At 70.1% G+C, this 24126-nt stretch carries 32 protein-coding genes; 28 read left to right on the forward strand and 4 right to left on the reverse strand.

The features are described 5' to 3' along the window. Position 1: 1 nt before the first annotated feature. The 18 genes from rpsH to rplQ all read left to right on the forward strand — a co-directional run bounded on the left by rpsH (position 2) and on the right by rplQ (position 11812). A complete protein-coding gene (gene rpsH / locus EJF31_RS20095) occupies positions 2-409 on the forward strand; it encodes a 30S ribosomal protein S8 (protein ID WP_125038973.1) in 408 nt (135 codons plus the stop codon). A gap of 29 nt (positions 410-438) precedes the next feature. After that, positions 439-981 (forward strand): 50S ribosomal protein L6, encoded by a 543-nt coding sequence (gene rplF, locus EJF31_RS20100; protein ID WP_125038974.1) that lies wholly within the window; start codon positions 439-441, stop codon positions 979-981. A 2-nt stretch (positions 982-983) separates the two neighbouring features. Next, on the forward strand, positions 984-1367 hold the full coding sequence (gene rplR / locus EJF31_RS20105) for a 50S ribosomal protein L18 (protein WP_125038975.1): 384 nt from the start codon (positions 984-986) through the stop codon (positions 1365-1367). Between the two features lie 34 nt (positions 1368-1401). Beyond that, on the forward strand, positions 1402-2025 hold the full coding sequence (gene rpsE / locus EJF31_RS20110) for a 30S ribosomal protein S5 (RefSeq protein ID WP_125038976.1): 624 nt from the start codon (positions 1402-1404) through the stop codon (positions 2023-2025). Next, on the forward strand, positions 2025-2207 hold the full coding sequence (gene rpmD, locus EJF31_RS20115) for a 50S ribosomal protein L30 (RefSeq protein ID WP_125038977.1): 183 nt from the start codon (positions 2025-2027) through the stop codon (positions 2205-2207). The genes rpsE and rpmD overlap by 1 nt, the downstream gene beginning before the upstream one ends. 1 nt (position 2208) lies before the next feature. Beyond that, positions 2209-2649 (forward strand): 50S ribosomal protein L15, encoded by a 441-nt coding sequence (rplO, locus tag EJF31_RS20120; RefSeq protein ID WP_125038978.1) that lies wholly within the window; start codon positions 2209-2211, stop codon positions 2647-2649. A gap of 176 nt (positions 2650-2825) precedes the next feature. Then, complete coding sequence (secY, locus tag EJF31_RS20125; RefSeq protein WP_125038979.1) at positions 2826-4121, forward strand: preprotein translocase subunit SecY; 1296 nt, start codon at positions 2826-2828, stop codon at positions 4119-4121. A gap of 1 nt (position 4122) precedes the next feature. Continuing rightward, positions 4123-4698, forward strand: coding sequence for an adenylate kinase (locus EJF31_RS20130; RefSeq protein WP_125038980.1), 576 nt, complete (start codon positions 4123-4125; stop codon positions 4696-4698). Positions 4699-4703: 5 nt separating this feature from the next. Continuing rightward, positions 4704-5516, forward strand: a complete 813-nt coding sequence (gene map, locus EJF31_RS20135) for a type I methionyl aminopeptidase (RefSeq protein ID WP_373994738.1) — start codon at positions 4704-4706, stop codon at positions 5514-5516. Positions 5517-5595: 79 nt separating this feature from the next. After that, on the forward strand, positions 5596-6576 hold the full coding sequence (locus EJF31_RS20140; RefSeq protein WP_125038982.1) for a TerC/Alx family metal homeostasis membrane protein: 981 nt from the start codon (positions 5596-5598) through the stop codon (positions 6574-6576). Positions 6577-6603: 27 nt separating this feature from the next. Continuing rightward, positions 6604-7659 carry an LLM class flavin-dependent oxidoreductase gene (locus EJF31_RS20145; RefSeq protein ID WP_260430991.1) on the forward strand — a complete coding sequence of 352 codons (1056 nt, stop codon included), beginning with the start codon at positions 6604-6606 and terminating at the stop codon, positions 7657-7659. Between the two features lie 290 nt (positions 7660-7949). After that, on the forward strand, positions 7950-8171 hold the full coding sequence (gene infA / locus EJF31_RS20150; protein ID WP_011757309.1) for a translation initiation factor IF-1: 222 nt from the start codon (positions 7950-7952) through the stop codon (positions 8169-8171). Between the two features lie 27 nt (positions 8172-8198). Beyond that, entirely contained in the window at positions 8199-8312 is a 114-nt protein-coding gene (gene rpmJ / locus EJF31_RS20155; protein ID WP_004008316.1) for a 50S ribosomal protein L36, read from the forward strand. Between the two features lie 228 nt (positions 8313-8540). After that, entirely contained in the window at positions 8541-8915 is a 375-nt protein-coding gene (gene rpsM / locus EJF31_RS20160; protein ID WP_125038983.1) for a 30S ribosomal protein S13, read from the forward strand. Positions 8916-8988: 73 nt separating this feature from the next. Next, the gene (gene rpsK / locus EJF31_RS20165) at positions 8989-9396 is read left to right on the forward strand and encodes a 30S ribosomal protein S11 (RefSeq protein WP_125038984.1); all 408 of its coding nucleotides are present in this window, start codon (positions 8989-8991) and stop codon (positions 9394-9396) included. Positions 9397-9427: 31 nt separating this feature from the next. After that, positions 9428-10036 carry a 30S ribosomal protein S4 gene (gene rpsD / locus EJF31_RS20170; RefSeq protein ID WP_125038985.1) on the forward strand — a complete coding sequence of 203 codons (609 nt, stop codon included), beginning with the start codon at positions 9428-9430 and terminating at the stop codon, positions 10034-10036. Positions 10037-10142: 106 nt separating this feature from the next. Continuing rightward, on the forward strand, positions 10143-11159 hold the full coding sequence (locus tag EJF31_RS20175) for a DNA-directed RNA polymerase subunit alpha (RefSeq protein WP_125038986.1): 1017 nt from the start codon (positions 10143-10145) through the stop codon (positions 11157-11159). 107 nt (positions 11160-11266) lie between these two features. Next, a complete protein-coding gene (rplQ, locus tag EJF31_RS20180) occupies positions 11267-11812 on the forward strand; it encodes a 50S ribosomal protein L17 (protein ID WP_125038987.1) in 546 nt (181 codons plus the stop codon). Positions 11813-11939: 127 nt separating this feature from the next. Here rplQ and EJF31_RS20185 read toward each other — a convergent pair whose 3' ends face one another. After that, complete coding sequence (locus EJF31_RS20185; protein WP_125038988.1) at positions 11940-12305, reverse strand: GntR family transcriptional regulator; 366 nt, start codon at positions 12303-12305, stop codon at positions 11940-11942. Between the two features lie 56 nt (positions 12306-12361). On the opposite strand from EJF31_RS20185, the gene EJF31_RS20190 reads away from it, so the two are divergent. Next, the gene (locus EJF31_RS20190; RefSeq protein ID WP_125038989.1) at positions 12362-13273 is read left to right on the forward strand and encodes a carbohydrate kinase; all 912 of its coding nucleotides are present in this window, start codon (positions 12362-12364) and stop codon (positions 13271-13273) included. Positions 13274-13279: 6 nt separating this feature from the next. On the opposite strand, the gene EJF31_RS20195 is transcribed toward EJF31_RS20190, so the two are convergent. Then, on the reverse strand, positions 13280-14926 hold the full coding sequence (locus EJF31_RS20195) for an FAD-dependent oxidoreductase (protein ID WP_125038990.1): 1647 nt from the start codon (positions 14924-14926) through the stop codon (positions 13280-13282). Between the two features lie 34 nt (positions 14927-14960). Here EJF31_RS20195 and truA point away from each other — a divergent pair, with 34 nt between their 5' ends. Then, positions 14961-15797, forward strand: coding sequence for a tRNA pseudouridine(38-40) synthase TruA (truA, locus tag EJF31_RS20200; protein WP_125038991.1), 837 nt, complete (start codon positions 14961-14963; stop codon positions 15795-15797). Then, positions 15790-16392, forward strand: a complete 603-nt coding sequence (locus EJF31_RS20205; protein WP_125038992.1) for a class I SAM-dependent methyltransferase — start codon at positions 15790-15792, stop codon at positions 16390-16392. Before truA ends, EJF31_RS20205 begins: the two co-directional genes overlap by 8 nt. Positions 16393-16399: 7 nt before the next feature. Here EJF31_RS20205 and EJF31_RS20210 read toward each other — a convergent pair whose 3' ends face one another. Beyond that, entirely contained in the window at positions 16400-16807 is a 408-nt protein-coding gene (locus EJF31_RS20210) for an ArsI/CadI family heavy metal resistance metalloenzyme (RefSeq protein WP_125038993.1), read from the reverse strand. Positions 16808-16887: 80 nt separating this feature from the next. Between EJF31_RS20210 and EJF31_RS20215 the strand changes: the two genes are divergently transcribed. Genes EJF31_RS20215 through EJF31_RS20240 form a run of 6 tightly spaced genes read left to right on the forward strand, consistent with a single transcriptional unit; the run spans position 16888 to position 22177 of the window. Continuing rightward, entirely contained in the window at positions 16888-17244 is a 357-nt protein-coding gene (locus EJF31_RS20215; protein ID WP_125038994.1) for a metalloregulator ArsR/SmtB family transcription factor, read from the forward strand. After that, positions 17241-17921, forward strand: a complete 681-nt coding sequence (locus tag EJF31_RS20220; protein WP_221767676.1) for an aquaporin — start codon at positions 17241-17243, stop codon at positions 17919-17921. Before EJF31_RS20215 ends, EJF31_RS20220 begins: the two co-directional genes overlap by 4 nt. Beyond that, positions 17921-18343, forward strand: coding sequence for an arsenate reductase ArsC (locus EJF31_RS20225; RefSeq protein ID WP_125038996.1), 423 nt, complete (start codon positions 17921-17923; stop codon positions 18341-18343). The genes EJF31_RS20220 and EJF31_RS20225 overlap by 1 nt, the downstream gene beginning before the upstream one ends. A gap of 33 nt (positions 18344-18376) precedes the next feature. Beyond that, positions 18377-19423 carry an L-glyceraldehyde 3-phosphate reductase gene (gene mgrA / locus EJF31_RS20230; RefSeq protein WP_125038997.1) on the forward strand — a complete coding sequence of 349 codons (1047 nt, stop codon included), beginning with the start codon at positions 18377-18379 and terminating at the stop codon, positions 19421-19423. Between the two features lie 43 nt (positions 19424-19466). Further along, positions 19467-21161: an ABC-F family ATP-binding cassette domain-containing protein gene (locus tag EJF31_RS20235; protein WP_125038998.1), complete on the forward strand. Its 1695-nt coding sequence runs from the start codon at positions 19467-19469 to the stop codon at positions 21159-21161. Further along, on the forward strand, positions 21158-22177 hold the full coding sequence (locus tag EJF31_RS20240) for a PE-PGRS family protein (protein WP_125038999.1): 1020 nt from the start codon (positions 21158-21160) through the stop codon (positions 22175-22177). Before EJF31_RS20235 ends, EJF31_RS20240 begins: the two co-directional genes overlap by 4 nt. A 93-nt stretch (positions 22178-22270) precedes the next feature. Here the strand turns inward: EJF31_RS20240 and EJF31_RS20245 are convergent, their stop codons facing one another. Next, a complete protein-coding gene (locus EJF31_RS20245; RefSeq protein ID WP_125039000.1) occupies positions 22271-23515 on the reverse strand; it encodes a S1C family serine protease in 1245 nt (414 codons plus the stop codon). An 83-nt stretch (positions 23516-23598) separates the two neighbouring features. Between EJF31_RS20245 and EJF31_RS20250 the strand changes: the two genes are divergently transcribed. After that, a complete protein-coding gene (locus EJF31_RS20250; protein ID WP_185736361.1) occupies positions 23599-24117 on the forward strand; it encodes a calcium-binding protein in 519 nt (172 codons plus the stop codon). The last annotated feature ends 9 nt before the right edge of the window (positions 24118-24126 follow it).

Consider the following 24126-nt stretch of genomic DNA (forward strand, 5'->3'; position numbering starts at 1 on the left):
CATGACGATGACTGACCCGATCGCAGACATGCTCACTCGTCTGCGCAACGCCAACCAGGCGTACCACGACGCGGTTTCCATGCCGTACAGCAAGCTCAAGCAGGGTGTCGCCGACATCCTGAAGCAGGAGGGCTACATCACGTCGTACGACGTGACGGACCCGGCCGAGGGCGAGGTCGGCAAGACGCTGACCATCACCCTCAAGTACGGCCGCAACCGTGAGCGCTCCATCGCGGGTGTTCGCCGCATCAGCAAGCCCGGTCTCCGGGTCTACGCCAAGCACACGGGTCTCCCGAAGGTGCTCGGCGGCCTGGGTGTCGCGATCATCTCGACGAGCCAGGGCCTGCTGACCGACCGCCAGGCCAACCAGAAGGGCGTGGGTGGGGAAGTCCTCGCCTACGTCTGGTAACGACGAGACCGAGAAGGAGAAACACAGCTATGTCGCGCATTGGCAAGCTCCCCATTCCGGTCCCGTCCGGTGTGGACGTCGCGATCGCCGAGAGCCTCGTGACCGTCAAGGGCCCCAAGGGCACCCTGTCGCACTCCGTGGCGGAGCCGATCACCGTCGAGAAGGGCGAGGACGGCATCCTGGAGGTCAAGCGTCCGAACGACGAGCGTGAGTCGCGCTCGCTGCACGGCCTGACCCGCACGCTGATCAACAACATGGTCGTCGGTGTCACCGACGGCTACGAGAAGAAGCTCGAGATCGTGGGCGTCGGTTACCGCGTCCTGTCGAAGGGCCCGACCCAGCTGGAGTTCCAGCTCGGTTACTCGCACTCGATCGTGTTCGACGCGCCCGAGGGCATCACGTTCACCGTGGAAGGCCCGACCAAGCTCGGCGTCCAGGGCATCGACAAGCAGCTCGTCGGCGAGACCGCCGCGAAGATCCGCAAGCTGCGCAAGCCCGAGCCCTACAAGGGCAAGGGCGTCCGTTACGCCGGCGAGCACATCCGCCGCAAGGTCGGAAAGGCTGGTAAGTGACCATGGCGATCTCGCTGAACAACAACAAGCACACCGCTGCTCGGGTGAAGTCGCGCCTGCGTCGTCAGGTTCGTGGCCGCAAGAAGGTGTCCGGCACTGCCGAGCGCCCTCGCCTCGTGGTCACGCGCTCCTCGAAGCACATCACCGTCCAGGTCGTCGACGACCTGGTCGGGAAGACCCTGGCGTTCGCGTCGACCACCGAGAAGGACCTCCGGTCCTTCGAGGGCGACAAGACCGCCAAGGCCAAGAAGGTCGGTGAGCTCGTCGCCGAGCGCGCCAAGGCCGCCGGCGTCGCCGGTGTGGTCTTCGACCGTGCAGGCAACAAGTACCACGGCCGCATCGCGGCCCTTGCTGATGGCGCCCGCGAGGGCGGCCTGACGTTCTGATCGCAGTACGCGAGAGAGAGAAGAGGAAACACTCATGAGCGGAGCCCAGCGCGGACAGCGTTCGGGTGGCGAGCGCCGTGGAAACCGCGACGACCGTCGCGGAAACCAGGGTGCTGACAAGACCGCCTACATCGAGCGCGTCGTTGCGATCAACCGTGTTGCGAAGGTCGTGAAGGGTGGTCGTCGCTTCAGCTTCACCGCCCTCGTGATCGTCGGTGACGGTGAGGGTCTGGTCGGCGTCGGCTACGGCAAGGCGAAGGAAGTTCCCGCCGCCATCGCCAAGGGTGTCGAGGAGGCGAAGAAGGCTTTCTTCCGCGTCCCCCGCATCCAGGGCACCATCCCGCACCCCGTCCAGGGTGAGAAGGCCGCCGGCGTGGTCATGCTGCGCCCGGCCGCGCCCGGTACCGGCGTCATCGCCGGTGGTCCGGTGCGTGCCGTCCTGGAGTGCGCCGGTATCCACGACATCCTGAGCAAGTCGCTCGGTTCGTCGAACCAGATCAACATCGTGCACGCCACCGTCGAGGCTCTCCGCATGCTGGAGCAGCCCGAGGCCGTGGCCGCCCGTCGTGGTCTCCCCGTCGAGGACGTCGCCCCGGCGGCGCTCCTCAGGGCGCGCCTGGAGGTCCCGGCTGGTGTCTCCCAGGAGGTGTCGGCCTGATGGCTCAGCTGAAGGTTCAGCAGAAGCGCGGCACCGTGGGCATCAAGTCCAACCAGCGCGAGACCCTGCGGACGCTGGGTCTCAAGCGCATCGGTGACGTCGTCGTCAAGGAAGACCGCCCGGAGATCCGGGGCATGGTCAACACCGTCCGTCACCTCGTGACGGTCGAGGAGGTGGAGTGACATGACGCTCAAGCTGCATCACCTGCGTCCCGCCCCCGGGGCCAAGACCGCCAAGACCCGTGTTGGTCGTGGTGAGGCCTCCAAGGGCAAGACCGCGGGCCGCGGTACCAAGGGCACCAAGGCTCGCTACCAGGTTCCGGTCGCCTTCGAGGGTGGCCAGATGCCGATCCACATGCGTCTCCCCAAGCTGAAGGGCTTCAAGAACCCCTTCAAGGTGGAGTTCCAGGTGGTCAACCTGGACCGCATCAACGAGCTGTTCCCCGAGGGCGGCGTCGTGACCGTGGACGAGCTGGTTGCCCGTGGCGCTGTGCGCGACGGCCACCCGGTCAAGGTCCTCGGCCAGGGCGACCTGTCCGTCAAGGTCGAGGTGAGCGCCAACGCGTTCTCCGGCTCGGCCAAGGAGAAGATCGAGGCGGCCGGCGGCACCACCACCGTGGTGTGACGGTCTCCTGACCTGGCTTCAGTGACAGCACCGATGGGGCGCGGGCGGCGTGAGCCGACCGCGCCCCGTCTGCTTCATCTGGGCACCATCGGACCCTGTGGGGAGCCTGTTAGGCTTCCCCGGGTCTTCGCGGGTGACGTGCGAGGGCCGCACCCCGCTTGGAGAAAGAGGATCTCGTGCTAGCCGCGTTCGCGAACGCATTCCGGACTCCGGACCTGCGCAAGAAGCTGCTGTTCGTCCTGCTGATCATCGCGATCTTCCGGCTCGGATCTCAGATCCCGACGCCGGGCGTCGATGTCGCCAACGTCCAGTCCTGCATCAAGGACGTGGGCAACTCCGGCGTCTACAGCCTCATCAACCTCTTCTCCGGTGGTGCGCTGCTCCAGCTCACCATCTTTGCGCTCGGGATCATGCCGTACATCACGGCGAGCATCATCCTGCAGCTGCTCGTCGTGGTGATCCCGCGGCTGGAGGCCCTCAAGAAGGAGGGTCAGTCCGGCCAGACCAAGATCACCCAGTACACCCGCTACCTCACGCTGGGCCTGGCGCTGCTCCAGGCGACCGGCATCGTGGCGCTGGCCCGCTCGGGCAACCTGCTCCAGGGCTGCCAGAAGCCGCTGCTGCACAGCAACGGCACCGAGACCTTCCTCGTCATGGTCGTCACCATGACCGCCGGCACCGCCGTCATCATGTGGCTCGGCGAGCTCATCACCGAGCGCGGCATCGGCAACGGCATGTCGCTGCTGATCTTCACCCAGGTCGTCTCCCGCTTCCCGACCTCCCTGTGGGCGGTCGGCAAGGAGAAGGGCTGGTGGGTCTTCTCCGTCGTCATCGCGATCGGTCTCGTGATCATCGCCGCGGTCATCTTCATCGAGCAGGCGCAGCGCCGGATCCCGGTCCAGTACGCCCGCCGCATGGTGGGACGCAAGATGTTCGGCGGCTCCTCGACGTACATTCCCCTCAAGGTGAACCAGGCCGGTGTCATCCCGGTTATCTTCGCCTCGTCGCTGCTCTACCTGCCGGCCATGGCCGTGCAGTTCAACCAGAACAGCGACTCCAAGTGGGTCACCTGGATCAACGACTACCTCGTCCGTGGCTCGCACCCGCTCTACATGCTGTCGTTCTTCCTGCTCATCGTCTTCTTCACCTACTTCTACGTCTCGATCACCTTCAACCCCCAAGAGGTGGCGGACAACATGAAGAAGTACGGCGGCTTCATCCCCGGGATCCGGGCGGGCAAGCCGACCGAGGACTACCTGTCCTACGTCCTGTCCCGCATCACGCTGCCCGGCGCGCTCTACCTCGGTCTGATCGCCCTCATCCCGCTCATCGCGTTCGTGTTCATCAATGCGAACCAGAACTTCCCGTTCGGCGGCACCTCCATCCTGATCATGGTGGGCGTCGCGCTGGACACGGTGAAGCAGATCGAGAGCCAGCTCCAGCAGCGCAACTACGAAGGATTCCTGCGCTGACATGAGGCTGATCATGATGGGCCCGCCCGGGGCCGGTAAGGGCACCCAGGCCAAGTTCGTGGCCGAGCACTTCGGGATCCCCGCGATCTCGACCGGAGACATCTTCCGCGCCAACGTCTCGAAGGGCACGCCGCTGGGCGTCAAGGCCCAGGGCTACATGGACGCCGGCGAGTACGTCCCCGACGAGGTCACCAACCTGATGGTGCGCAACCGCATCGACGAGGACGACGCCACCCCCGGCTTCCTGCTCGACGGCTACCCGCGGACGCTCGCCCAGGTCGAGGAGCTCGACGGGATGATCAAGTTCACCGGTCACTCCCTCGACGCCGTCGTCGTCCTGACCGTCGACGCCGAGGAGATCGTGCAGCGGCTCCTCCAGCGCGCCGAGGTCGAGGGCCGCGCGGACGACACCGAGGACGTCATCCGCCGTCGCCAGGAGATCTACACCGAGCAGACCGAGCCGCTCATCGACGTCTACCGCGGCCGCGGCCTCCTCATCGAGGTCGACGGCATGGGCGAGGTCGCCGACGTCACCGAGCGGATCTTCGCGGCGCTGGACACCGTCGCCCAGAGCTGATGGGACTGCTGGACCGCGGGATCGAGATCAAGACCCCCGACCAGATCGACGCGATGCGTCGCGCCGGCCTGGTCGTGGGGCAGACCCTCGAGCTGATGCGCTCGACCGTGCGCGCCGGGATCACCACGGGTGAGCTCGACGCGATCGCCGAGGACAACATCCGGTCGTCGGGGGCCACGCCCTCGTTCAAGGGCTACCACGGGTTCCCGGGCTCGATCTGCGCCTCGGTCAACGAGGAGGTCGTGCACGGCATCCCGGGGGAACGGATGCTGGCCGAGGGCGACGTCATCTCCATCGACTGCGGCGCCATCGTCGACGGCTGGCACGGCGACGCGGCCATCACGGTCCCGGTGGGCACCGTCCCGGCCGAGGTGACCGAGCTGATGCGGGTCACCGAGGAGGCCATGTGGCGCGGCATCGCCGCCGCGCACCTCGGGGGCCGGGTCACCGACATCTCCCACGCCGTCGAGCGGCACGTCCGCTCCCAGGGTCGCTACGGCATCCTGGAGGACTACGTCGGGCACGGCATCGGCTCCCAGATGCACCAGCCGCCCAACGTGCCCAACTACGGCCGTCCGGGCAAGGGCCCCAAGCTGGTCGAGGGCCTGGCGCTCGCAGTCGAGCCGATGATCACCCTGGGCACCAAGGACACCGAGGTGCTCGAGGACGACTGGACGGTCATCACCGCCGACGGCACCTGGGCCGCGCACTTCGAGCACACGTTCACGCTGACCCCGCAGGGCACCTGGGTGCTCACCGCGCTCGACGGCGGCGAGGCCGCCCTCACGGCGCTCGGGGTCCCTTGGGGCGGCAGGTAGGTTGGGGGAGCGTTTGCAGGGAGTTGGCAGGTGCCGACTCCTTCCCTGACCCGACACCGACCTTGAAGAGGCCGACGCCGTGGATGTTGCTCCCTGGATCTGGTGGTCCACCGTCCTCCTGACGACGGCGCTGCTGCTCGTCGACGTGTTCGTGATCGGGCGCCGTCCGCACGAGCCCACGATGGGGGAGTCGGGCCGGCACCTGGCGATGTACGTCGTGCTGGCCGTGGTCTTCGGGCTCGGTGTGTGGTGGTTCTCGGGCGCCCAGTACGGCGGAGAGTTCTTCGCCGGCTGGCTCACGGAGTACTCCCTCTCCGTGGACAACCTGTTCATCTTCATCCTGATCATGGCGAAGCTGAACGTCCCGCGGCAGTACCAGCAGACCGCCCTGCTCATCGGGATCGTCCTGGCGCTCGTGCTCCGCGGCATCTTCATCGGGCTGGGCGCGGCGGCGATCAGCCAGTTCAGCTGGATCTTCTACCTCTTCGGGCTCTTCCTCGTCTACACCGCGGTCAAGCTCGCCCGCGACGACGACCACGACGGCGACCAGTACGACCAGCCCCGGATCGTCGCCTGGGCCAGCCGGCACGTGCGGATGACCGACGAGTGGAGCGGCGTCCACCTCTCGACCAGGGTGAGCGGCTCGCGGGTCTTCACGCCGATGTTCGTCGTGGTCCTGTCGCTGGGCATGACCGACCTGCTGTTCGCGCTCGACTCGATCCCCGCGATCTACGGCCTCACCAGCGAGCCCTACCTCGTCTTCACCGCCAACGTGTTCGCGCTGATGGGCCTGCGCCAGCTCTACTTCCTGATCGGCGACCTGCTCCAGCGCCTGGTCTACCTGTCCTACGGGCTGGCGTTCCTGCTGCTCTTCATCGGCCTGAAGCTGATCCTGCACGCCATGCACGACAACGAGCTGTCGTTCATCAACGGCGGTCACCACATCGAGTGGGCGCCCGACATCCCGATCTGGGTGTCACTGCTCGTGATCGTCGGCACCCTGGCCGTCACGACCGTCGCCAGCGTGCTGAGGGACCGCGCCGTCGCACGCTCGGAATAGCCGCTCCGGCGACGGGGTTGGGTCGGGGTGAGCACCCGACCCCTGACCCTGTCCGTGCTCGACCTGGTGCCGGTGCGCAGCGACCAGTCCACGGGCGACGCGCTGGCCGCGACCCTGGCCCTCGCCCGGACGGCCGACGAGCTCGGCTACCACCGCTACTGGCTCGCCGAGCACCACAACATGCCCGCCGTGGCCGCCACCAACCCGCCGGTGCTGATCGGCATGGTCGCGGGCGCCACCTCGAGGATCCGGGTGGGTTCCGGCGGGGTGATGCTGCCCAACCACGCGCCGCTCGTCGTCGCCGAGCAGTTCGCGCTGCTGGAGGCGGCCTACCCCGGCCGGATCGACCTCGGCATCGGCCGTGCCCCCGGCACCGACCCGGTCACCAGCTACGCACTGCGCCACGGCGCCGGCGGCGTCAGCGACGAGGCGGTCACGCGCTTCCCCGAGTACGTCGACAACGTGCTGGCCATGATGGACGCCGGGGGAGTGCAGGTGGCGGTCCAGGGTCGCAGCCACCCGCTGCGGGCCACGCCGGTCGCCACCTCCGTCCCGGCCATCTGGCTGCTCGGCTCCTCCGACTACTCCGCCCGCCTGGCGGCCGAGAAGGGGATGCCCTACGTCTTCGCGCACCACTTCAGCGGGAGCGGGACCGCCGAGGCGCTCGAGCTCTACCGGTCGCAGTTCCGTCCCTCGGCCGAGCTCGCGGAGCCCCGCACCTTCCTGACCGTCAACGCCGTCGTCGCCGACACCCAGGAGGACGCCGACCGCCTGGCCCTCCCGCAGCTGCTCGCGATGCTGGCCCTGCGCACCGGAGGCCGGCTCGCACCGCAGCAGCTCGTCGAGGAGGCCGAGAAGGTCGAGGTGCCGGAGGCGCACCGGGGCCTGCTCGACGCGATGCGGTCCCGCTGGGTGATCGGCGACCCGGCGAGCGCCCGCGATCGACTGGAAACGCTCGCCGCGACGTATGGTGTGGACGAGGTGATGGTCCACCCGGTCGCGGGAAGCTGGACCGGCACCGAGCCCGGCCGGAGCCCCGCCCGCGAGCAGACCCTGCGCCTGCTGGCCGCTGCGGGTGCCTAGCGGAACCGATTCGTGTTTCCGGGCCGTTTCCCACTAAACTGGCGTGTCGGCCCAACGTGGGTCTGTTGCGTGGCGCCTCGCGGCTGCCCGGACCACAACCAGAACGCTCATTCGAGGGTTCGGTCGTGCGCCCGGGAATGAGGACCATACAGCGGCTTCACGAGGTCCACCGGTCCCCGGACCGGAGGTTCCCGGGCCACCCGGATCCGGTCGACACCGGCTCCGGTGCAAGGAACGGTAGACCGTCGGCTCTCTTCCCGAGGCCGTCCGAACAACAGATTGTGGAGGACATGCCGAAGAAAGAAGGCGTGATCGAGATCGAGGGCACCGTCGTGGAGGCCCTGCCGAATGCCATGTTCCGCGTCGAGCTGAGCAACGGGCACAAGGTTCTCGCCCACATCAGCGGCAAGATGCGCCAGCACTACATCCGGATCCTCCCCGAGGACCGCGTGGTGGTGGAGCTCTCGCCGTACGACCTCACCCGGGGTCGGATCGTCTACCGCTACAAGTAAGCAGCCGACACCTGAAAGGACCTCCTCGTGAAGGTCAACCCGAGCGTGAAGCCGATCTGTGACAAGTGCAAGGTGATTCGTCGCCACGGCCGCGTCATGGTCATCTGCGAGAACCCGCGCCACAAGCAGCGCCAGGGCTGAGGGTCTCGAGACGGTTGCAGAGCAACCTCCTCGACCACCGGATCCTGCACAACTGAACACACCTCAACGTGATCGCTTAGGTCTCGACAAGCTCGACCACCGAGTGGACGAGACCGAACCACCTCCGGAGCAGAAGGCCGGAGCCCGCCCGACGAGGGGCGGGGCGCGACACGACCAGAAACCTCTGTGAAAACCGAAGAGCACCGCTCTTCAAGAAAGGGCCAGTCAATGGCACGCCTCGTTGGTGTGGATCTTCCGCGTGACAAGCGGATCGAGATCGCACTCACCTACATCTACGGCATCGGCCGTACCCGCGCCCAGCAGCTGCTCGCCGAGACCGGCGTCAGCGGGGACCTCCGCGTCCACCAGCTGGGAGACGAAGAGCTGGTCAAGCTCCGCGACGCGATCGAAGCCAACTTCAAGATCGAGGGTGACCTCCGTCGCGAGGTCCAGGCTGACATCCGCCGCAAGATCGAGATCGGCAGCTACCAGGGTCGTCGCCACCGCATGGGCCTCCCGGTCCGCGGTCAGCGCACCAAGACCAACGCTCGCACCCGCAAGGGCCCGAAGCGCACGGTTGCCGGCAAGAAGAAGGCCAAGTGACGGCTCGCCTCACGGCGACCCACTGAGCCCCTCACTCGAACTCACAGCTTCCAGCTACCCCAGGAGAAACTGAATGCCTCCCAAGAGCCGCGCAGCGGCCGGCGCCAAGAAGGTGCGTCGCAAGGAGAAGAAGAACGTCGCTCAGGGCGAAGCCCACATCAAGAGCACGTTCAACAACACGATCGTCACGATCACCGACCCCACTGGTGCGGTGATCTCGTGGGCCTCGGCCGGCACCGTCGGCTTCAAGGGCTCGCGCAAGTCCACCCCGTTCGCCGCGCAGATGGCCGCCGAGGCCGCGGGTCGTCGGGCGATGGAGCACGGCATGAAGAAGATCGACGTCTTCGTGAAGGGCCCGGGCTCGGGCCGCGAGACGGCGATCCGTTCGCTGGGTGCGATCGGCCTCGAGGTCGGCACCATCCAGGACGTCACGCCCACGCCCCACAACGGATGCCGGCCGCCCAAGCGCCGTCGCGTCTGATCACCCGAGACTGAACAGGAGACTTTGAGCTATGGCCCGTTACACCGGCCCCATGACCAAGAAGTCGCGCCGTCTCGGTGTCGACCTCGTTGGTGGCGACCAGGCTTTCGAGCGTCGCCCGTACCCCCCCGGCCAGCACGGCCGCGGCCGCATCAAGGAGAGCGAGTACCTCCTCCAGCTTCGTGAGAAGCAGAAGGCGCGTATCTCCTACGGCATCCTCGAGCGCCAGTTCCACAACTACTACGTCGAGGCCTCGCGTCGTGCGGGCAAGACGGGTGACAACCTGCTGCAGCTGCTCGAGTGCCGCCTCGACAACGTGGTCTACCGCGCCGGCTTCGCCCGCACGCGTCGCCACGCCCGCCAGCTGGTCGTCCACGGCCACTTCAAGGTGAACGGCAAGAAGGTCGACATCCCGTCCTTCCAGGTCACCGCCCACGACGTCATCGACGTCCGGGAGAAGTCGCTGGAGATGACCCCGTTCATCGTGGCTCGCGAGACCCACGGCGAGCGCGTCGTCCCGGCCTGGCTCGAGGCGCTGCCGACGCGCATGCGGATCCTCGTGCACCAGCTCCCGGTCCGGGCCCAGATCGACATCCCGGTCCAGGAACAGCTGATCGTCGAGTACTACTCCAAGAAGTAATCCGGGTCACCGCGCCGGTCGCAGACCGGCGCGGTGTTCCGCTTCCTTTTCAACCACGCAGTTCGGGTCCGTCAAATAGCGGGTGGGCCCGGAAAGGAAAGAATCAGTGCTCATCGCACAGCGCCCCACTCTGTCGGAAGAGTCCGTCGACGAGTTCCGCTCGCGGTTCGTCATCGAGCCGCTGGAGCCCGGCTTCGGCTACACCCTCGGCAACTCGCTGCGTCGTACCCTCCTCTCCTCGATCCCCGGTGCCTCGGTCACGAGCATCAAGGTCGACACCGTGCTCCACGAGTTCTCCACGATCGAGGGCGTCAAGGAGGACATCACCGAGGTCATCCTGAACCTGAAGGGCCTGGTCGTCTCCTCCGAGCACGACGAGCCCGTCACGATGTACCTGCGCAAGTCCGGTGCCGGTGACGTCACCGCTGCCGACATCGCCCCGCCGGCCGGCGTCGAGGTGCACAACCCCGACCTCAAGATCGCGACCCTGTCCGACAAGGGCAAGCTCGAGATGGAGCTGGTCGTCGAGCGCGGCCGCGGCTACGTCTCGGCCGTCCAGAACAAGGGTGCCGACAACGAGATCGGCCGGATGCCGGTCGACTCGATCTACAGCCCCGTGCTGAAGGTGACCTACAAGGTCGAGGCCACCCGAGTCGAGCAGCGCACCGACTTCGACAAGCTGGTCATCGACGTCGAGACCAAGCCGTCGATCCGTCCCCGTGACGCGATCGCCTCGGCCGGCAAGACCCTGGTCGAGCTGTTCGGCCTGGCCCGTGAGCTCAACGTCGAGGCCGAGGGCATCGACATCGGTCCGTCGCCCGTCGACGAGCAGCTCGCGGCCGACCTCGCCCTCCCGGTCGAGGACCTGCAGCTGACCGTCCGCTCCTACAACTGCCTCAAGCGCGAGGGCATCCACACCGTGGGTGAGCTCATCAGCCGCTCGGAGCAGGACCTGCTCGACATCCGCAACTTCGGTGCGAAGTCGATCGACGAGGTCAAGGCCAAGCTGGTCGAGATGGGCCTGTCCCTCAAGGACAGCGCGCCCGGCTTCGACCCGCACGCTGCCCTCGCGGCGTACGGCGACGACGACGACGACGCCTTCGTCGAGGACGAGCAGTACTGATCACCCGGTGAGGGGAGGCCGGCCGGCCTCCCCTCTCACCAAACCGATCGGCGCACGCCGGTCGTCTACCCCGGTACCTGACACGGCCGGAGAGAAAAGAGAGAGCAATGCCTACTCCCAAGAAGGGCAAGCGCCTCGGCGGTAGCCCCGCCCACCAGAAGCTGATCATCAGCAACCTGGCGACCGCGCTGTTCGAGCACGGCCGGATCACGACCACCGAGGCCAAGGCGCGCGTCCTGCGCCCCCACGCCGAGAAACTGATCACCAAGGCCAAGAAGGGCGACCTGCACAACCGTCGCGAGGTCCTCAAGACCATCCGCGACAAGGGTGTCGTCCACATCCTCTTCACCGAGATCGCGCCGACCTTCGCCGAGCGTCCGGGTGGCTACACCCGGATCACGAAGATCGGTCCCCGCAAGGGCGACAACGCCCCCATGGCCGTGATCGAGCTCGTGACCGAGGCCTACAAGCCGGCCCCGAAGGCTGCCAAGCCCGCCAAGACCGAGGCCGCTCCGGCTGCCCCCGTCGAGGAGGCCCCGGCCGAGGACGTCGTCACCGAGGCCGAGCCGACCGAGGCTCTCGAGACCGAGGCCCCGGCCGCCGAGGAGGCTCCCGCCGAGGAGACCACCGAGGACACCGAGGACAAGGCCTGAGCATCTCGCTCTGAGTCAGTCGAACGGCCCGTCACCCGCGAGGGTGGCGGGCCGTTCTGCCTGTCCGGGGGAGGGCCCTCCACTCCATGTAACGCCCTCGGCCGGACAACGGCGCGTTACGGGCACCTCACCGGCCGCTCGGCCAGGCGCGGGCGACGAGGTCCTGGGCCTCCTCCAGCCCGAGGCCGAGCCGGCGTGCGGTGGCGGCGTACGACGCTGCCGCGGTGCCCGCCTCACCAGAGAAGGCGACGTCGGACGGGGCGATGGAGGTGCCGCGGCGGCCCTCGGTGACCACGACCCCGTCGGACTCCAGCTCGCGGTAGGCGCGGGCCACCGTGTTGGCCGCGAGGTGCAGCTCGGCGGCGAGCGCCCGGACCGTGGGCAGGCGGGTCCCGGGGGCCAGCTCGCCCGAGGCGGCCCGACGCGCGATCTGGACCCGGAGCTGCTCGTAGGGCGGCCGGTCCGACGCGGGGTCCGGGGGAGCGACGTGCATGAGACGGACCCTACGCGCGGTTCCGCCCGGGGCCGAGATTCGATAGACAACTCCCCATGGAACACGACGTGCTGGTGGTGGGTGAGTCCCTGGTCGACATCGTCCGGGGGTCCGACGGGAGCACCGTCGAGTACGCCGGCGGGAGCGCGGCCAACGTCGCCGTCGCCCTGGCGCGGCTCGGCCGGTCGGTGCGGTTCGCGACCAGCTATGCCGACGACGCGCACGGCCGCCTGATCGTGGACCACCTGACGGCGGCCGGCGTCGTGCTGGCCGTGGACCCGGCCGCCGTGGCCCGCACGTCCACCGCGCTGGCGACCGTCGGCTCCGACGGGGCCGCCCGCTACGAGTTCGACCTGGAGTGGCGGCTCAACCCGATCGCCGACGCCGCTCCGCCGCTCGTGGTGCACACCTGCTCGCTCGGCGCCGTGCTGCTGCCCGGGGCCGACGACGTGCTGGCGCTGCTGGAGCGGCTGCGGCCGCACGCGACGATCAGCTACGACATCAATGCCCGGCCCGCGATCACCGGCACCGGCCCGGACCTGGTGGCCCGGGTCGAGCGGATGGTGTCGGTGGCGGACCTCGTGAAGGCCTCCGACGAGGACCTGGAGGCGCTCTACCCCGGGCAGGACCCAGTGTCCTCGGCGCGGGACCTGCTGGCCCGCGGTCCGGCCGCGGTCGTGGTCACCCGCGGCGGCGAGGGGGCGACCTGGGTCGGCCACCACGGCGAGATCGAGATCGCCTCGCTGCCGGTCGACGTGGCGGACACGATCGGGGCGGGGGACACCTTCGGGGCTGCCCTCGTGGACGCGCTGTGGGAGCGCGGCCGATTGGGTGGGGCGCTGCGCGAGGCGCTGCGCGACCTGGCCGCCGAGGAGGTCGCCGACGTGCTGGCCCACGCCGCCCGCGCGGCGGCCGTGACGGTGTCCCGGCCCGGGGCGGACCCGCCCTTCCGCCACGAGCTGGGCTGATCCGGGCTACTCCAGCCAGGTGTGGACCAGCGGCACCACCGAGGCGCCCTCGCCGCTGGCCGCCGCGACCCGCTTCATCGAGCCGGACCGGATGTCCCCGACCGCGAAGACGCCGGGCAGCGTGGTGGCGAGGTTGGCCGGCGGCAGCCCGTCGGCCCAGCGCTCCTTCGGCACGTCCCGGCCCGTCAGCACGAACCCCTTGGCGTCGCGCGCGACCTCGTCGGGCAGCCAGTCGCAGTGCGGCTCGGCGCCCAGCAGGAGGAAGAGCCCGCGAGCCGGGAGCCGGCGTACGTCGCCCGTCGTGGTGCCCCGGACCCCGAGCCACTCCAGGCGTCCCTCGCCGCCGCCGTCGACGACCTCGGAGCAGGGGAGCACCGTGATGCGCGGGCTGTGCTCGATCTCCGCGATGAGGTACTGCGACATCGTCTCGGCCAGCCCGGGCCTGCGGACCAGGATCGTCACCGACCGGGCGAAGCGGGCGAGGTGGATGGCGGCCTGGCCGGCGGAGTTGCCGCCGCCCACGACCACCACGTCGTAGTCCTCCATCTCGCGGGCCGCGGTCATCGCGCTGCCGTAGTGGACGCCGAGGCCGGTGAGCTCCTCGACCGCGGGCACGCCGAGCTTGCGGTAGGAGACCCCGGTCGCGACCACGACCGCGCGGGCGCGCACGTCCCCACCGTCGGTGCGGAGCACGTGGGGCGCGCCGTCCGCGCCGGGCTCGAGGGCCAGCACCTCCCAGCCGGTGAAGAAGCGGGTGCCGAACCGGATGGCCTGGTTGCGGGCGCGCTGGGCCAGCCGCATGCCGGAGATGCCGCGCGGGAAGCCGAGGTAGTTGCGGATCATCGAGCTGGTGCCGGCCTGGCCGCCGATCGCCTCGGCCTCGAGGACGACCGTCGAGAGCCCCTCGGAGGCGCCGTAGACCGCCGCGGCGAGCCCGGCCGGGCCTCCGCCGACGATGGCGAGGTCGACGACGGCCTCGACGTCGATGTCGGCCGGCTGGCCGTAGATCGTGATGGCCACGTCGCGGACCGTGCGCGGTGCGATCGGCGGGCGCTGCATGGCCGCGACGAGGGGGTACGCCGGCTCGCCGTCGTACCGCTCCACGATCGCGCGGCCGGTGTCGCTGTCGGGGGCGTAGACGCGGTTGGGCATGCCCATCCGGTCGAGGAAGTCGCGGATCGCGCCGGTGAGCGCGTCGCCGCCGGGCGTGACGATCTGCACCGTGTCGACCTCGGGGGCGGCGACGGTCGAGCCCCAGTCGCTGAGCAGCTCGCACACCGCGGTGTGGAACTCCTCGTCGCGGACGCCACGGGGCATGAGGAGGTAGGCGTCGAACTTGCCCTTGGCGAGCCCGGAACGCAGGCTGTCGGCGTCGGTGAGGAAGCGCGACCAGTGGGCCGCGACGATCCGTCGGGCGGTCGGGACGACCTGCCGCCACCGGGCGAAGGCCTCGAACACGGGGGCGTCCTGCGGGGCCGAGTCGGAGACGAAGAGCGCGACCTGTCCGCCCTCCTCCCGGATCCGGCGCGCGATCGCCTCGGCCCCCGCGACGTCGGTCGCGGTGTGCAGGTCGTAGTCGCGCGCGTAGCGGCCGAACTCGTCGAGGAGGAAGTCGGCGTGCTCGGCCGACATCAGGATCAGCGCGGGCTGCATGCGGCGAGCCTAGGGCGCCTGACAGAATCTCCGGGTGCGGATCCGGATCGACCTTGCCTACGACGGGGGCGACTTCCACGGATGGGCCGGCCAGCCGGGGCTGCGCACCGTCCAGGGCGAGCTCCAGCAGGCCCTGGCCACGGTGCTGCGGGTGCCGTCGGTCGCCGTCGTCTGCGCCGGACGGACCGACACCGGCGTCCACGCTCGCGGGCAGGTCGTGCACGTCGACGTCGACCCCGAGGCCCTCGCGGTGGCGGCGGGCCGCTCCGGCGAGCCACCGCTCGAGGCGCTGCTGCGTCGTCTGAACGGCATCCTCGACCCGGACGTCCGGGTCCGCGGGGTCGCGGAGGCGGCACCGGGCTTCGACGCCCGCTTCTCCGCGCTGTGGCGGCGCTACGTCTACCGCGTGTGCGACGACCCCGCCGGGCTCGACCCGCTCCTCCGCTCGCACGTGCTGGCCTGGCCCCGACCGCTCTCGCTCGAGGCCCTCAACGAGGCGTCCGCGCTGCTGGTCGGGCACCACGACTTCGCGTCGTTCTGCAAGAAGCGCGAGGGCGCCACGACGATCCGGACCCTGCTCGAGCTGTCCTGGGTGCGCACCGAGCCGGGGGTCCTCGAGGCGACGGTCGTCGCCGATGCCTTCTGCCACAGCATGGTCCGTGCGCTGGTCGGCTGCCTGCTGGCGGTCGGCGAGGGGCGCCGACCGGTCGCGTGGGCCGGGGAGGTCCTGGCTGCCGGGCGGCGCGACCCCGCCGTGGCCGTCGTGCACGCGCACGGGCTGACCCTGGAGGAGGTCGGCTACCCCGTGGACGCCGAGCTCGCCGGCCGTGCCGACCAGACCCGCGCCAAGCGAGGAGTGCCCCATGGATGACCACTACTTCAGCGCCGACCCGGCGGTGGCCTTCAAGCGGGCACCCGTCTCGGCGCAGGTGTGGGGCCACGACCTGGCGCTCGTGAGCGGCTCGGGGGTCTTCGCCCAGGGACGCCTCGACATCGGCACGGCGATCCTCTTCCGCGAGACCGAGCCGCCGGCGGCCGGACGGGTCCTCGACCTGGGCTGCGGCTACGGCGTGATCGGCCTCGCGGTCGCCGTCGCCGTGCCGGACGCGGTCGTCACGGCCGTCGACGTCAACGAGCGGGCCGTCCTGCTCGCCAACGAGAACGCCGCGACGCTCGGCGTCACCGACCGCTACGCCGCCTCGACGCCGGACGGTGTCGACGCGGGAGCGACGTACGACGAGATCTGGTCGAACCCGCCCATCCGGATCGGCAAGGAGGCCCTCCACGAGCTGCTGCTGACCTGGCTGCCGCGACTCGCGCCGGGCGGCCGGGCCGTCATGGTCGTGGGCAAGAACCTCGGCGCCGACTCGCTCCAGCGGTGGCTGGGGGAGCAGGGCTTCCCGACCGGGCGGATCGCGAGCGCCAAGGGCTTCCGGGTGCTCGAGACCCGCCGGGCCGGGGACTGACCCGGGCTCAGCAGCAGGCCGTGGCGGTGGGCTCGGCGGCGAAGGTCGCGGAGTCCTCGAGCACGGTGTAGACCTCCCACCGCTCGCCGTTGGGGGCACCCTCGACCCAGAACTTGTCCTGACGGGCGTAGCAGCAGGTCGTGTCGCGCTCGTCGACCGAGGCGAGCCCGGCGGCGGCGAGCCGCGACTGCTCGGCGTCGACGGTGTCGGTGTCGGCGACCTCGACGCCGAGGTGGTTGACCGAGCCGCCGTGCCCGGGGTTCTCGATGAGGACCAGCTTCAGCGGCGGCTCGGCGATCGCGAAGTTGGCGTAGCCGGGCTTCGTCTTGGCCGGGGCGGTGCCGAAGAGGGTGCTGTAGAACGCGACGGACGCTTCGAGGTCGTCGACGTTGAGGGCGAGCTGGATGCGGGACATGGTTCCTCCACTGGAACATAGATGGTTGTCGATGTGTCCCCACCTTGCAACGACGTATTGACGTCTGTCAATATTCACGCATGTCGAATTCTCTCGAGCTGACGCCGGTGCAGACGGTGGCGTGCTGCTCGCCGCTCACCTCCGAGCCGCTCTCGATCGAGCAGGCCGAGCGGATCGCGCCGCTGGTCAAGGCGATCGCCGACCCGGTGCGGCTGCGGCTCCTCTCGATCGTGGCCAGCCACGAGGGCGGCGAGGCGTGCGTCTGCGACCTCAACGACGCCTTCGAGCTGTCCCAGCCCACGATCAGCCACCACCTCAAGGTGCTGCACGAGGTCGGGCTCCTGGACCGGGAGAAGCGCGGCGTGTGGGTCTACTACCGGCTCAACGCGACGGCGCTCTCCGACGTCGGCCTCCTGCTCGGCGGCGTCGCCCGGTGACGCTCGTACGACGCGCCGCGGCCGAGCTGGTCGGCACGGCGTTCTTGGTCATGGCCGTCATCGGCTCGGGCATCGCCGCCACGCGGCTCTCGCCCCACGACGTGGGCCTCCAGCTCCTCGAGAACAGCCTGGTGACCGGCGCCGCCCTGGTCGCCCTGATCCTGGCCCTCCAGCCCGTCTCGGCGGCCTTCAACCCGGTGGTGACCCTGGTCGAGCGGGTGCTCGGTCTCGTCACGACCTCCGACGCCGCCGTCCTCGTCGTCGCGCAGCTCGTCGGTGGCGCGGTGGGCGCGGTGGTCGCCAACCTGATGTTCGGCCTCGACGCGGTCACGGTCGCCACCCACGACCGGAGCGGGGGCGGCCTGTGGCTCGGGGAGGTCGTCGCGACCCTCGGGCTCGTGGCCGTCATCTTCGGCAGCGTGCGCCGCGGCCGCAGCGACAGCGTCGCCTACGCCGTGGGCGGCTACATCACCGCGGCCTACTGGTTCACGAGCTCGACGAGCTTCGCCAACCCCGCCGTCACCGTGGCCCGCACCCTGTCCGACACCTTCGCCGGCATCGCGCCGGGCTCGGTGCCGGTCTTCGTCCTCATGCAGCTGGTCGGCGGCGCCCTCGGGCTCGGCCTGGTCCTCCTGCTGCACCCCGACCCCACGCTCCCCACCGAGGAAGGCGCCTGATGGCCCCCACCGCCAAGCCCACCGACCGGCCCACCGTCCTGTTCGTCTGCGTCCACAACGCCGGTCGCTCCCAGATGGCCGCCGGCTACCTGCAGCACCTCGGGGCCGGTCGCATCGAGGTGCTCTCGGCCGGCTCGGCGCCCGCCGACTCGATCAACCCGGTCGCCGTCGCGGCGATGGCCGAGGAGGGCATCGACATCACCGCTGCGGTCCCGAAGATCCTCACCGACGACGCGGTGCGGGTCTCCGACGTCGTCGTCACGATGGGCTGCGGCGACGCCTGCCCCTACTTCCCGGGCACCCGCTACGAGGACTGGAAGCTCGACGACCCGGCCGGGCAGGGCATCGAGGCCGTGCGGCCGATCCGCGACGAGATCCGGTCCCGGGTCGAGGCACTCGTTGCGGAGCTGCTCCCGGCCTGACCCGCGTCGGCGGCGGGTGGCAGGCTGGTCGCCATGACGAGCTACGCCGCCGCCGACGACCGCTACGACACCGCCGCCACCGGCATGCACTACCGCCACACCGGCCGCAGCGGACTCCAGCTGCCCGCGCTCTCGCTGGGCCTGTGGCAGAACTTCGGCGACGACCGGTCCGAGGACACCCAGCGCGCGATCCTGCGCCGGGCCTTCGACCGCGGCGTGACCCACTTCGACCTCGCCAACAACTACGGCCCGCCCTACGGCCGCGCCGAGGAGAACTTCGGTCGCTACCTCAAGGACGACCTCGCGCCCTACCGCGACGAGCTGGTGATCTCGACCAAGGCCGGCTACGACATGTGGCCGGGCCCCTACGGCCAGGGCGGCGGCTCGCGGAAGTACGTCCTCGCCTCGCTCGACCAGTCCCTGGTCCGGCTGGGCCTGGACTACGTCGACATCTTCTACAGCCACCGCTTCGACCCCGACACCCCCGTCGAGGAGACGATGATGGCGCTGGACCAGGCGGTGCGCTCCGGCCGTGCGCTGTACGCCGGCATCTCGTCCTACTCGGCCGACAAGACGCGCGAGGCGGCCACCATCGCCCGCGAGCTGGGAACCCCGCTGCTGATCCACCAGCCGTCGTACTCCCTGCTGAACCGCTGGATCGAGGGCGGCCTGCTCGACGAGCTCGAGGCCCAGGGCATGGGCTGCATCGTCTTCACGGCGCTGGCGCAGGGCCTGCTGACCGACCGCTACCTCGACGGCATCCCGGCCGACTCGCGGGCCGCCCGGACCGGCTCGACCATCCCCGGCGACCACCTCGACGACACGACGCTCGGGCACGTGCGCCGCCTCAACGAGATCGCGGCCGGACGTGGGCAGAAGCTGGCCCAGATGGCGCTGCAGTGGGCGCTGCGCGACCCCCGCGTGACCTCCGCGGTCATCGGCGCCAGCTCGGTCGAGCAGCTCGACACCAACCTCGACGCGCTGTCGGGGCCGGCGTTCACCGCCGAGGAGCTCAAGGCGATCGACGACGACGCCGTCGAGGCCGGCATCAACCTCTGGGCGAAGGCGACCGAGGACTAAACGGTTCGCCAGCGCCACCGCCCATGACGGAGAATCCTTCGACGTGGGTCATGTGGATGTCGCCGGAGTCCGGTACGAGCTCCCCGACGGGCGGGTGCTGCTCGACGACGTGTCGTTCCGGGTCGGCGAGGGGGCCAAGGTCGCCCTCGTCGGGGCCAACGGCGCGGGCAAGACGACCCTGCTCCGGATCATCACCGGCGACCTGGTGCCGCACGCCGGTGCCGTCACGCGCAGCGGCGGGCTCGGAGTCATGCGGCAGATGGTCGGGGCCGGCCTGGGCGAGGACCCAACCGTCGCCGACCTGCTGCTGAGCGTCTCCCCGCCACGCGTCCGGGCGGCCGCGGCCGACGTGGAGCGCTGGGAGCTGGCGCTGATGGAGACCGACGACGAGAAGACGCAGATGGCCTACGCCCACGCGCTCTCGGAGTTCGCCGACGCCGGCGGCTACGACATCGAGGTCACGTGGGACGTGTGCTCGATGGCGGCGCTGGCGCTGCCCTACGACCGCGCGAAGTACCGCTCGCTGAAGACCCTGTCGGGCGGCGAGCAGAAGCGGCTGGTGCTGGAGTTCCTGCTGCGCGGCCCCGACCAGGTGCTGCTGCTCGACGAGCCGGACAACTTCCTCGACGTGCCGGGCAAGATCTGGCTCGAGGGGCGGGTCCGGGAGTCCGACAAGACGATCCTGATGATCAGCCACGACCGGGAGCTGCTCAACAACACCGCCACGCGCGTGGTGACCGTCGAGCTCGGGGCAGCCGGGAACACCGTGTGGACGCACCCGGGCGGCTTCGCGTCCTACCACCAGGCGCGCCTGGACCGCTTTGCCCGCTTCGAGGAGCTCCGCAAGCGCTGGGACGAGGAGCACGCCAAGCTCAAGCAGCTGGTGCTGCACTACAAGATCAAGGCGGAGTACAACGACGGCATGGCGTCGCAGTACCGCGCCGCCCAGACCCGGCTGCGCAAGTTCGAGGAGGCCGGGCCGCCGACCGAGCAGCCGCGCGAGCAGCAGGTCTCGATGCGGCTCAAGGGCGGCCGCACCGGCAAGCGTGCCGTGGTGTGCGAGGGCCTGGAGCTCACCGGGCTGATGAAGCCGTTCGACCTCGAGGTCTGGTACGGCGAGCGGGTCGCCGTGCTCGGGTCCAACGGGTCCGGCAAGTCGCACTTCCTGCGGCTCCTCGCGGCCGGCGGCAGCGACCCGGACGTCGAGCACCGGCCGGTCGGCGACGTCGTGGTCAAGCACGTCGACCACACCGGCAAGGCCAAGCTCGGCGCCCGCGTGCGCCCGGGCTGGTTCGTCCAGACCCATGAGCACCCCGAGCTGATGGGGCGCACGCTGCTGGAGATCCTGCACCGCGGCGACGGCTCGGCCAACGGTCGCGCCGGCCTGGGCCGGGAGGCCGCCGCGCGCGTGCTGGACCGCTACGAGCTCGCGCACGCCTCGGAGCAGAAGTTCGAGTCGCTGTCCGGCGGCCAGCAGGCGCGCTTCCAGATCCTGATGCTCGAGCTCAGCGGCGCCACGCTGCTGCTGCTCGACGAGCCGACCGACAACCTCGACGTCCAGTCCGCCGAGGCGCTCGAGGAGGGCCTCGAGGCCTTCGACGGGACGGTCCTGGCGGTCACCCACGACCGGTGGTTCGCCCGCGGCTTCGACCGCTTCCTGGTCTACGGCGCCGACGGGGAGGTCTACGAGTCCGACGGTCCCGTGTGGGACGAGGCGAGGGTGAAGCGAGCCCGATGAGCGACATCCGTCCCGTCGATCCCCACGACGACGCGGCCTTCGACGCCTGGCACGAGGTCTACCTCGCCTCCCAGCTGCACGGGCGGGGCGACTGGGCCTCGCCGTGGCAGCGCGAGGAGCTCCGCGCGCAGGTGCAGGCCCCCAGCACGCTCCGCAGCAACGCCGTGTACGCCGGGTGGTCGGCGGGACGGCTGGTCAGCGCCGGCTGGCTGGCGATGCCGCTGCGCGACAACCTGGACCGTGCCTACCTCGCCGTCGACGTGGCCCCCGGGGACCGGCGGAGCGGCCACGGGGCGGCCATGCTCGCCCACCTGGAGCAGCTGGCGCTGGCCGAGGGCCGGACCGTCATCGGGGCCGAGACCTCGTGGGGGCTGGAGTCCGGCGCCGAGGGCGAGGGCGACCCCGGACGGGAGTTCCTCGTCGCCCACGACTACACGCTGATGCTCGGCGACGTGCAGCGGCAGCTCGACCTGCCGGTCGCCGACGGGCTGCTGGACGAGCTCGCCGCGAGCGCGGCGGGTCACCACGCGGCGTACACGCTGCGGTCGTGGGTCGGCCCGGTGCCCGACGACCTGGCCGAGGGCTGGCTGGCGCTGTCCACCACCCTGATGACCGAGGCGCCCACCGGCGAGATGGAGCTGGAGCCGGAGGTCGTGGACGTCGCGGAGATGCGTGTCCACGAGGAGATGGTGGCCAGGCAGGGCCGCACGAAGTACAACACCGTCGCCCTGGACGCCGACGGCACCGTCGTGGCCTACACCGACATCGCGACCACGGTGCACGAGCCGGACCGCGCCTACCAGTGGGGGACGCTGGTGGCCGGCGACCACCGCGGGCACCGGCTCGGGCTGGCGGTCAAGGCCGCCAACCTCGCCCTGCTGCAGCGTGAGTGCCCGGGAGTCACCCGGCTGACGACGTACAACGCCGAGGTGAACGCGCACATGATCGGCGTCAACGAGATGCTCGGCTACCGGCCGGTGGCGCGGCTCGGGGAGTTCGAGAAGAAGCTGGCGTGACGGGGTCCCGCGGCCGGCGGGAGACGGACCGTGGGCCGCGGGACGCCCGTCACATCTGGGGGACCGGTCCAGGTGTGGGCTGGACCGGCTGGATCAGGAGTTGCTGGCGTTGGCGTCGGAGTCGAGCGCGAGCTTGACCGTCTTGGTGGCGCCGTTGTGGTCGTAGGTCACGGTGACGTCGTCGCCGGGCCGGAAGGACCGGATCGTCGCGACGAGGGAGTCGGCGCCGGTGATCGGCTCGTCGTTGACCTTGGTGATCACGTCGCCGGACGACAGGCCCGCGTTGTCGGCCGTCGAGCCACTGGTGACCTCCTGGACCTGGGCACCCTCGGAGACGTCGCTGTTGCTGCGCACGTCGGAGACGGAGATGCCGAGCCGGGCGTGCGTGGGGGTCTCGCCCTTGATCATCTGCTGCACGATCGGCATCACCTCGTCGATCGGGATGGCGAAGCCGAGGCCGATCGAGCCGCCCTGCTCCGTGGCGGAGGAGGACGAGGTCTGGATGGAGGAGTTGATCCCGACGACGTGCCCGTGGAGGTCGACCAGCGGGCCGCCGCTGTTGCCGGGGTTGATCGCCGCGTCGGTCTGGACCGCCGGGTAGACGGTGCTGTTGCCCTGGCCGTCGGATCCGACGTCGACGGGACGGTTCAGGGCGCTGACGATGCCGCTGGTGACCGTCGACTCGAGGCCGAAGGGCGAGCCGATCGCCACGACGCTCTGGCCGACCGCGAGGTCGCCGGACTTGCCGATCGTCGCGGGGGTGAGCCCGTTGACGCCCTCGGCCTGGATCACGGCGGTGTCGGTCAGGGGGTCCGTGCCGAGCACCTTCGCCCTGGCCGAGGAGCCGTCGTTGAACGACACGGTGATGGAGCCGGAGCTGCCGGCGATCTCGACCACGTGGTTGTTGGTCAGGATCTGGCCGTCCGAGCTCAGGATGATGCCCGAGCCCGAGCCGGACTCCTGGGGGCCGGAGACCTCGATCTTCACCACCGAGGGCAGCACCTGCTGGGCGACCTGCTCGACGCTCTCGTTGCTGGAGGACGAAGGGGTGTCCACCACCTGCGAGCTCGTCGGGGTGCTCGAGGAGGACGACGTGGTGCCGTCCGCCGGGTGCCAGGAGGTCCAGGCGGCGGCGCCGCCCACCCCCGCCGCCCCGCCCACGAGCAGGGATGCGGCCACGACGGACGCGGCGAACGCGCCACGGCGCGGTCGGCTCTCGGTGACGGTCCCGGTCGGGGGCGGCGTCGGCGGGCCGCTGGGGGGAAAGACCGGGTACGCGTAACGCGAGGTGTCGTCGGGCCGATCGCCCGCGGGCGGGACGGAGGGGGTGTCGTTCATGTCATGAACCTTGTCCGGCGTGCCTGTGACGTTCCTGAGACCGCCCTTGGCGTCGCCGAAGAACTCAGGCGATGCTGGCGGGCATGACGAAGAGAATCGCGACCGCGCTCGGGTGCGGCGTCCTGCTCGCGGTCACGGCGTACGGCGCCACCGCGCAGGCGGCCGTGGTCCGGGGCGACGACAACGACAACGTGCTGCGCGGCACGGCCCGGGCCGACAGCATCCGTGCCTTTGCCGGCAACGACCGGCTCTACGGGCTCCAGGGCCCCGACACCATGGCCGGGGGCACCGACGACGACAAGGTCAAGGGCGGCCCCGGCGCCGACGTGCTCAACGGCCAGGACGGCAACGACCGGATCAACACCGGCCACGACGACCAGGCCGACTTCGTGCACGGAGGCGCGGGGAACGACGTCATCTTCATGACTGGCAACGACACGGCGTTCGGCGACACCGGGGACGACAAGTTCTTCGCCTCCTACGCCGGCGACGGCATGGAGATCCAGTGCGGGGCGGGGGAGGACACCGTCATCTTCAACCAGCCGAGCCCGGGCGCGAAGCGCAAGGACTGCGAGCACGTGAAGGTGATCCCGGCCGGGTAGTTGTGCGGG

Source organism: Nocardioides sp. LS1, from assembly GCF_003865225.1.
Classification (GTDB): Bacteria; Actinomycetota; Actinomycetes; order Propionibacteriales; family Nocardioidaceae; genus Nocardioides; species Nocardioides ginsengisegetis.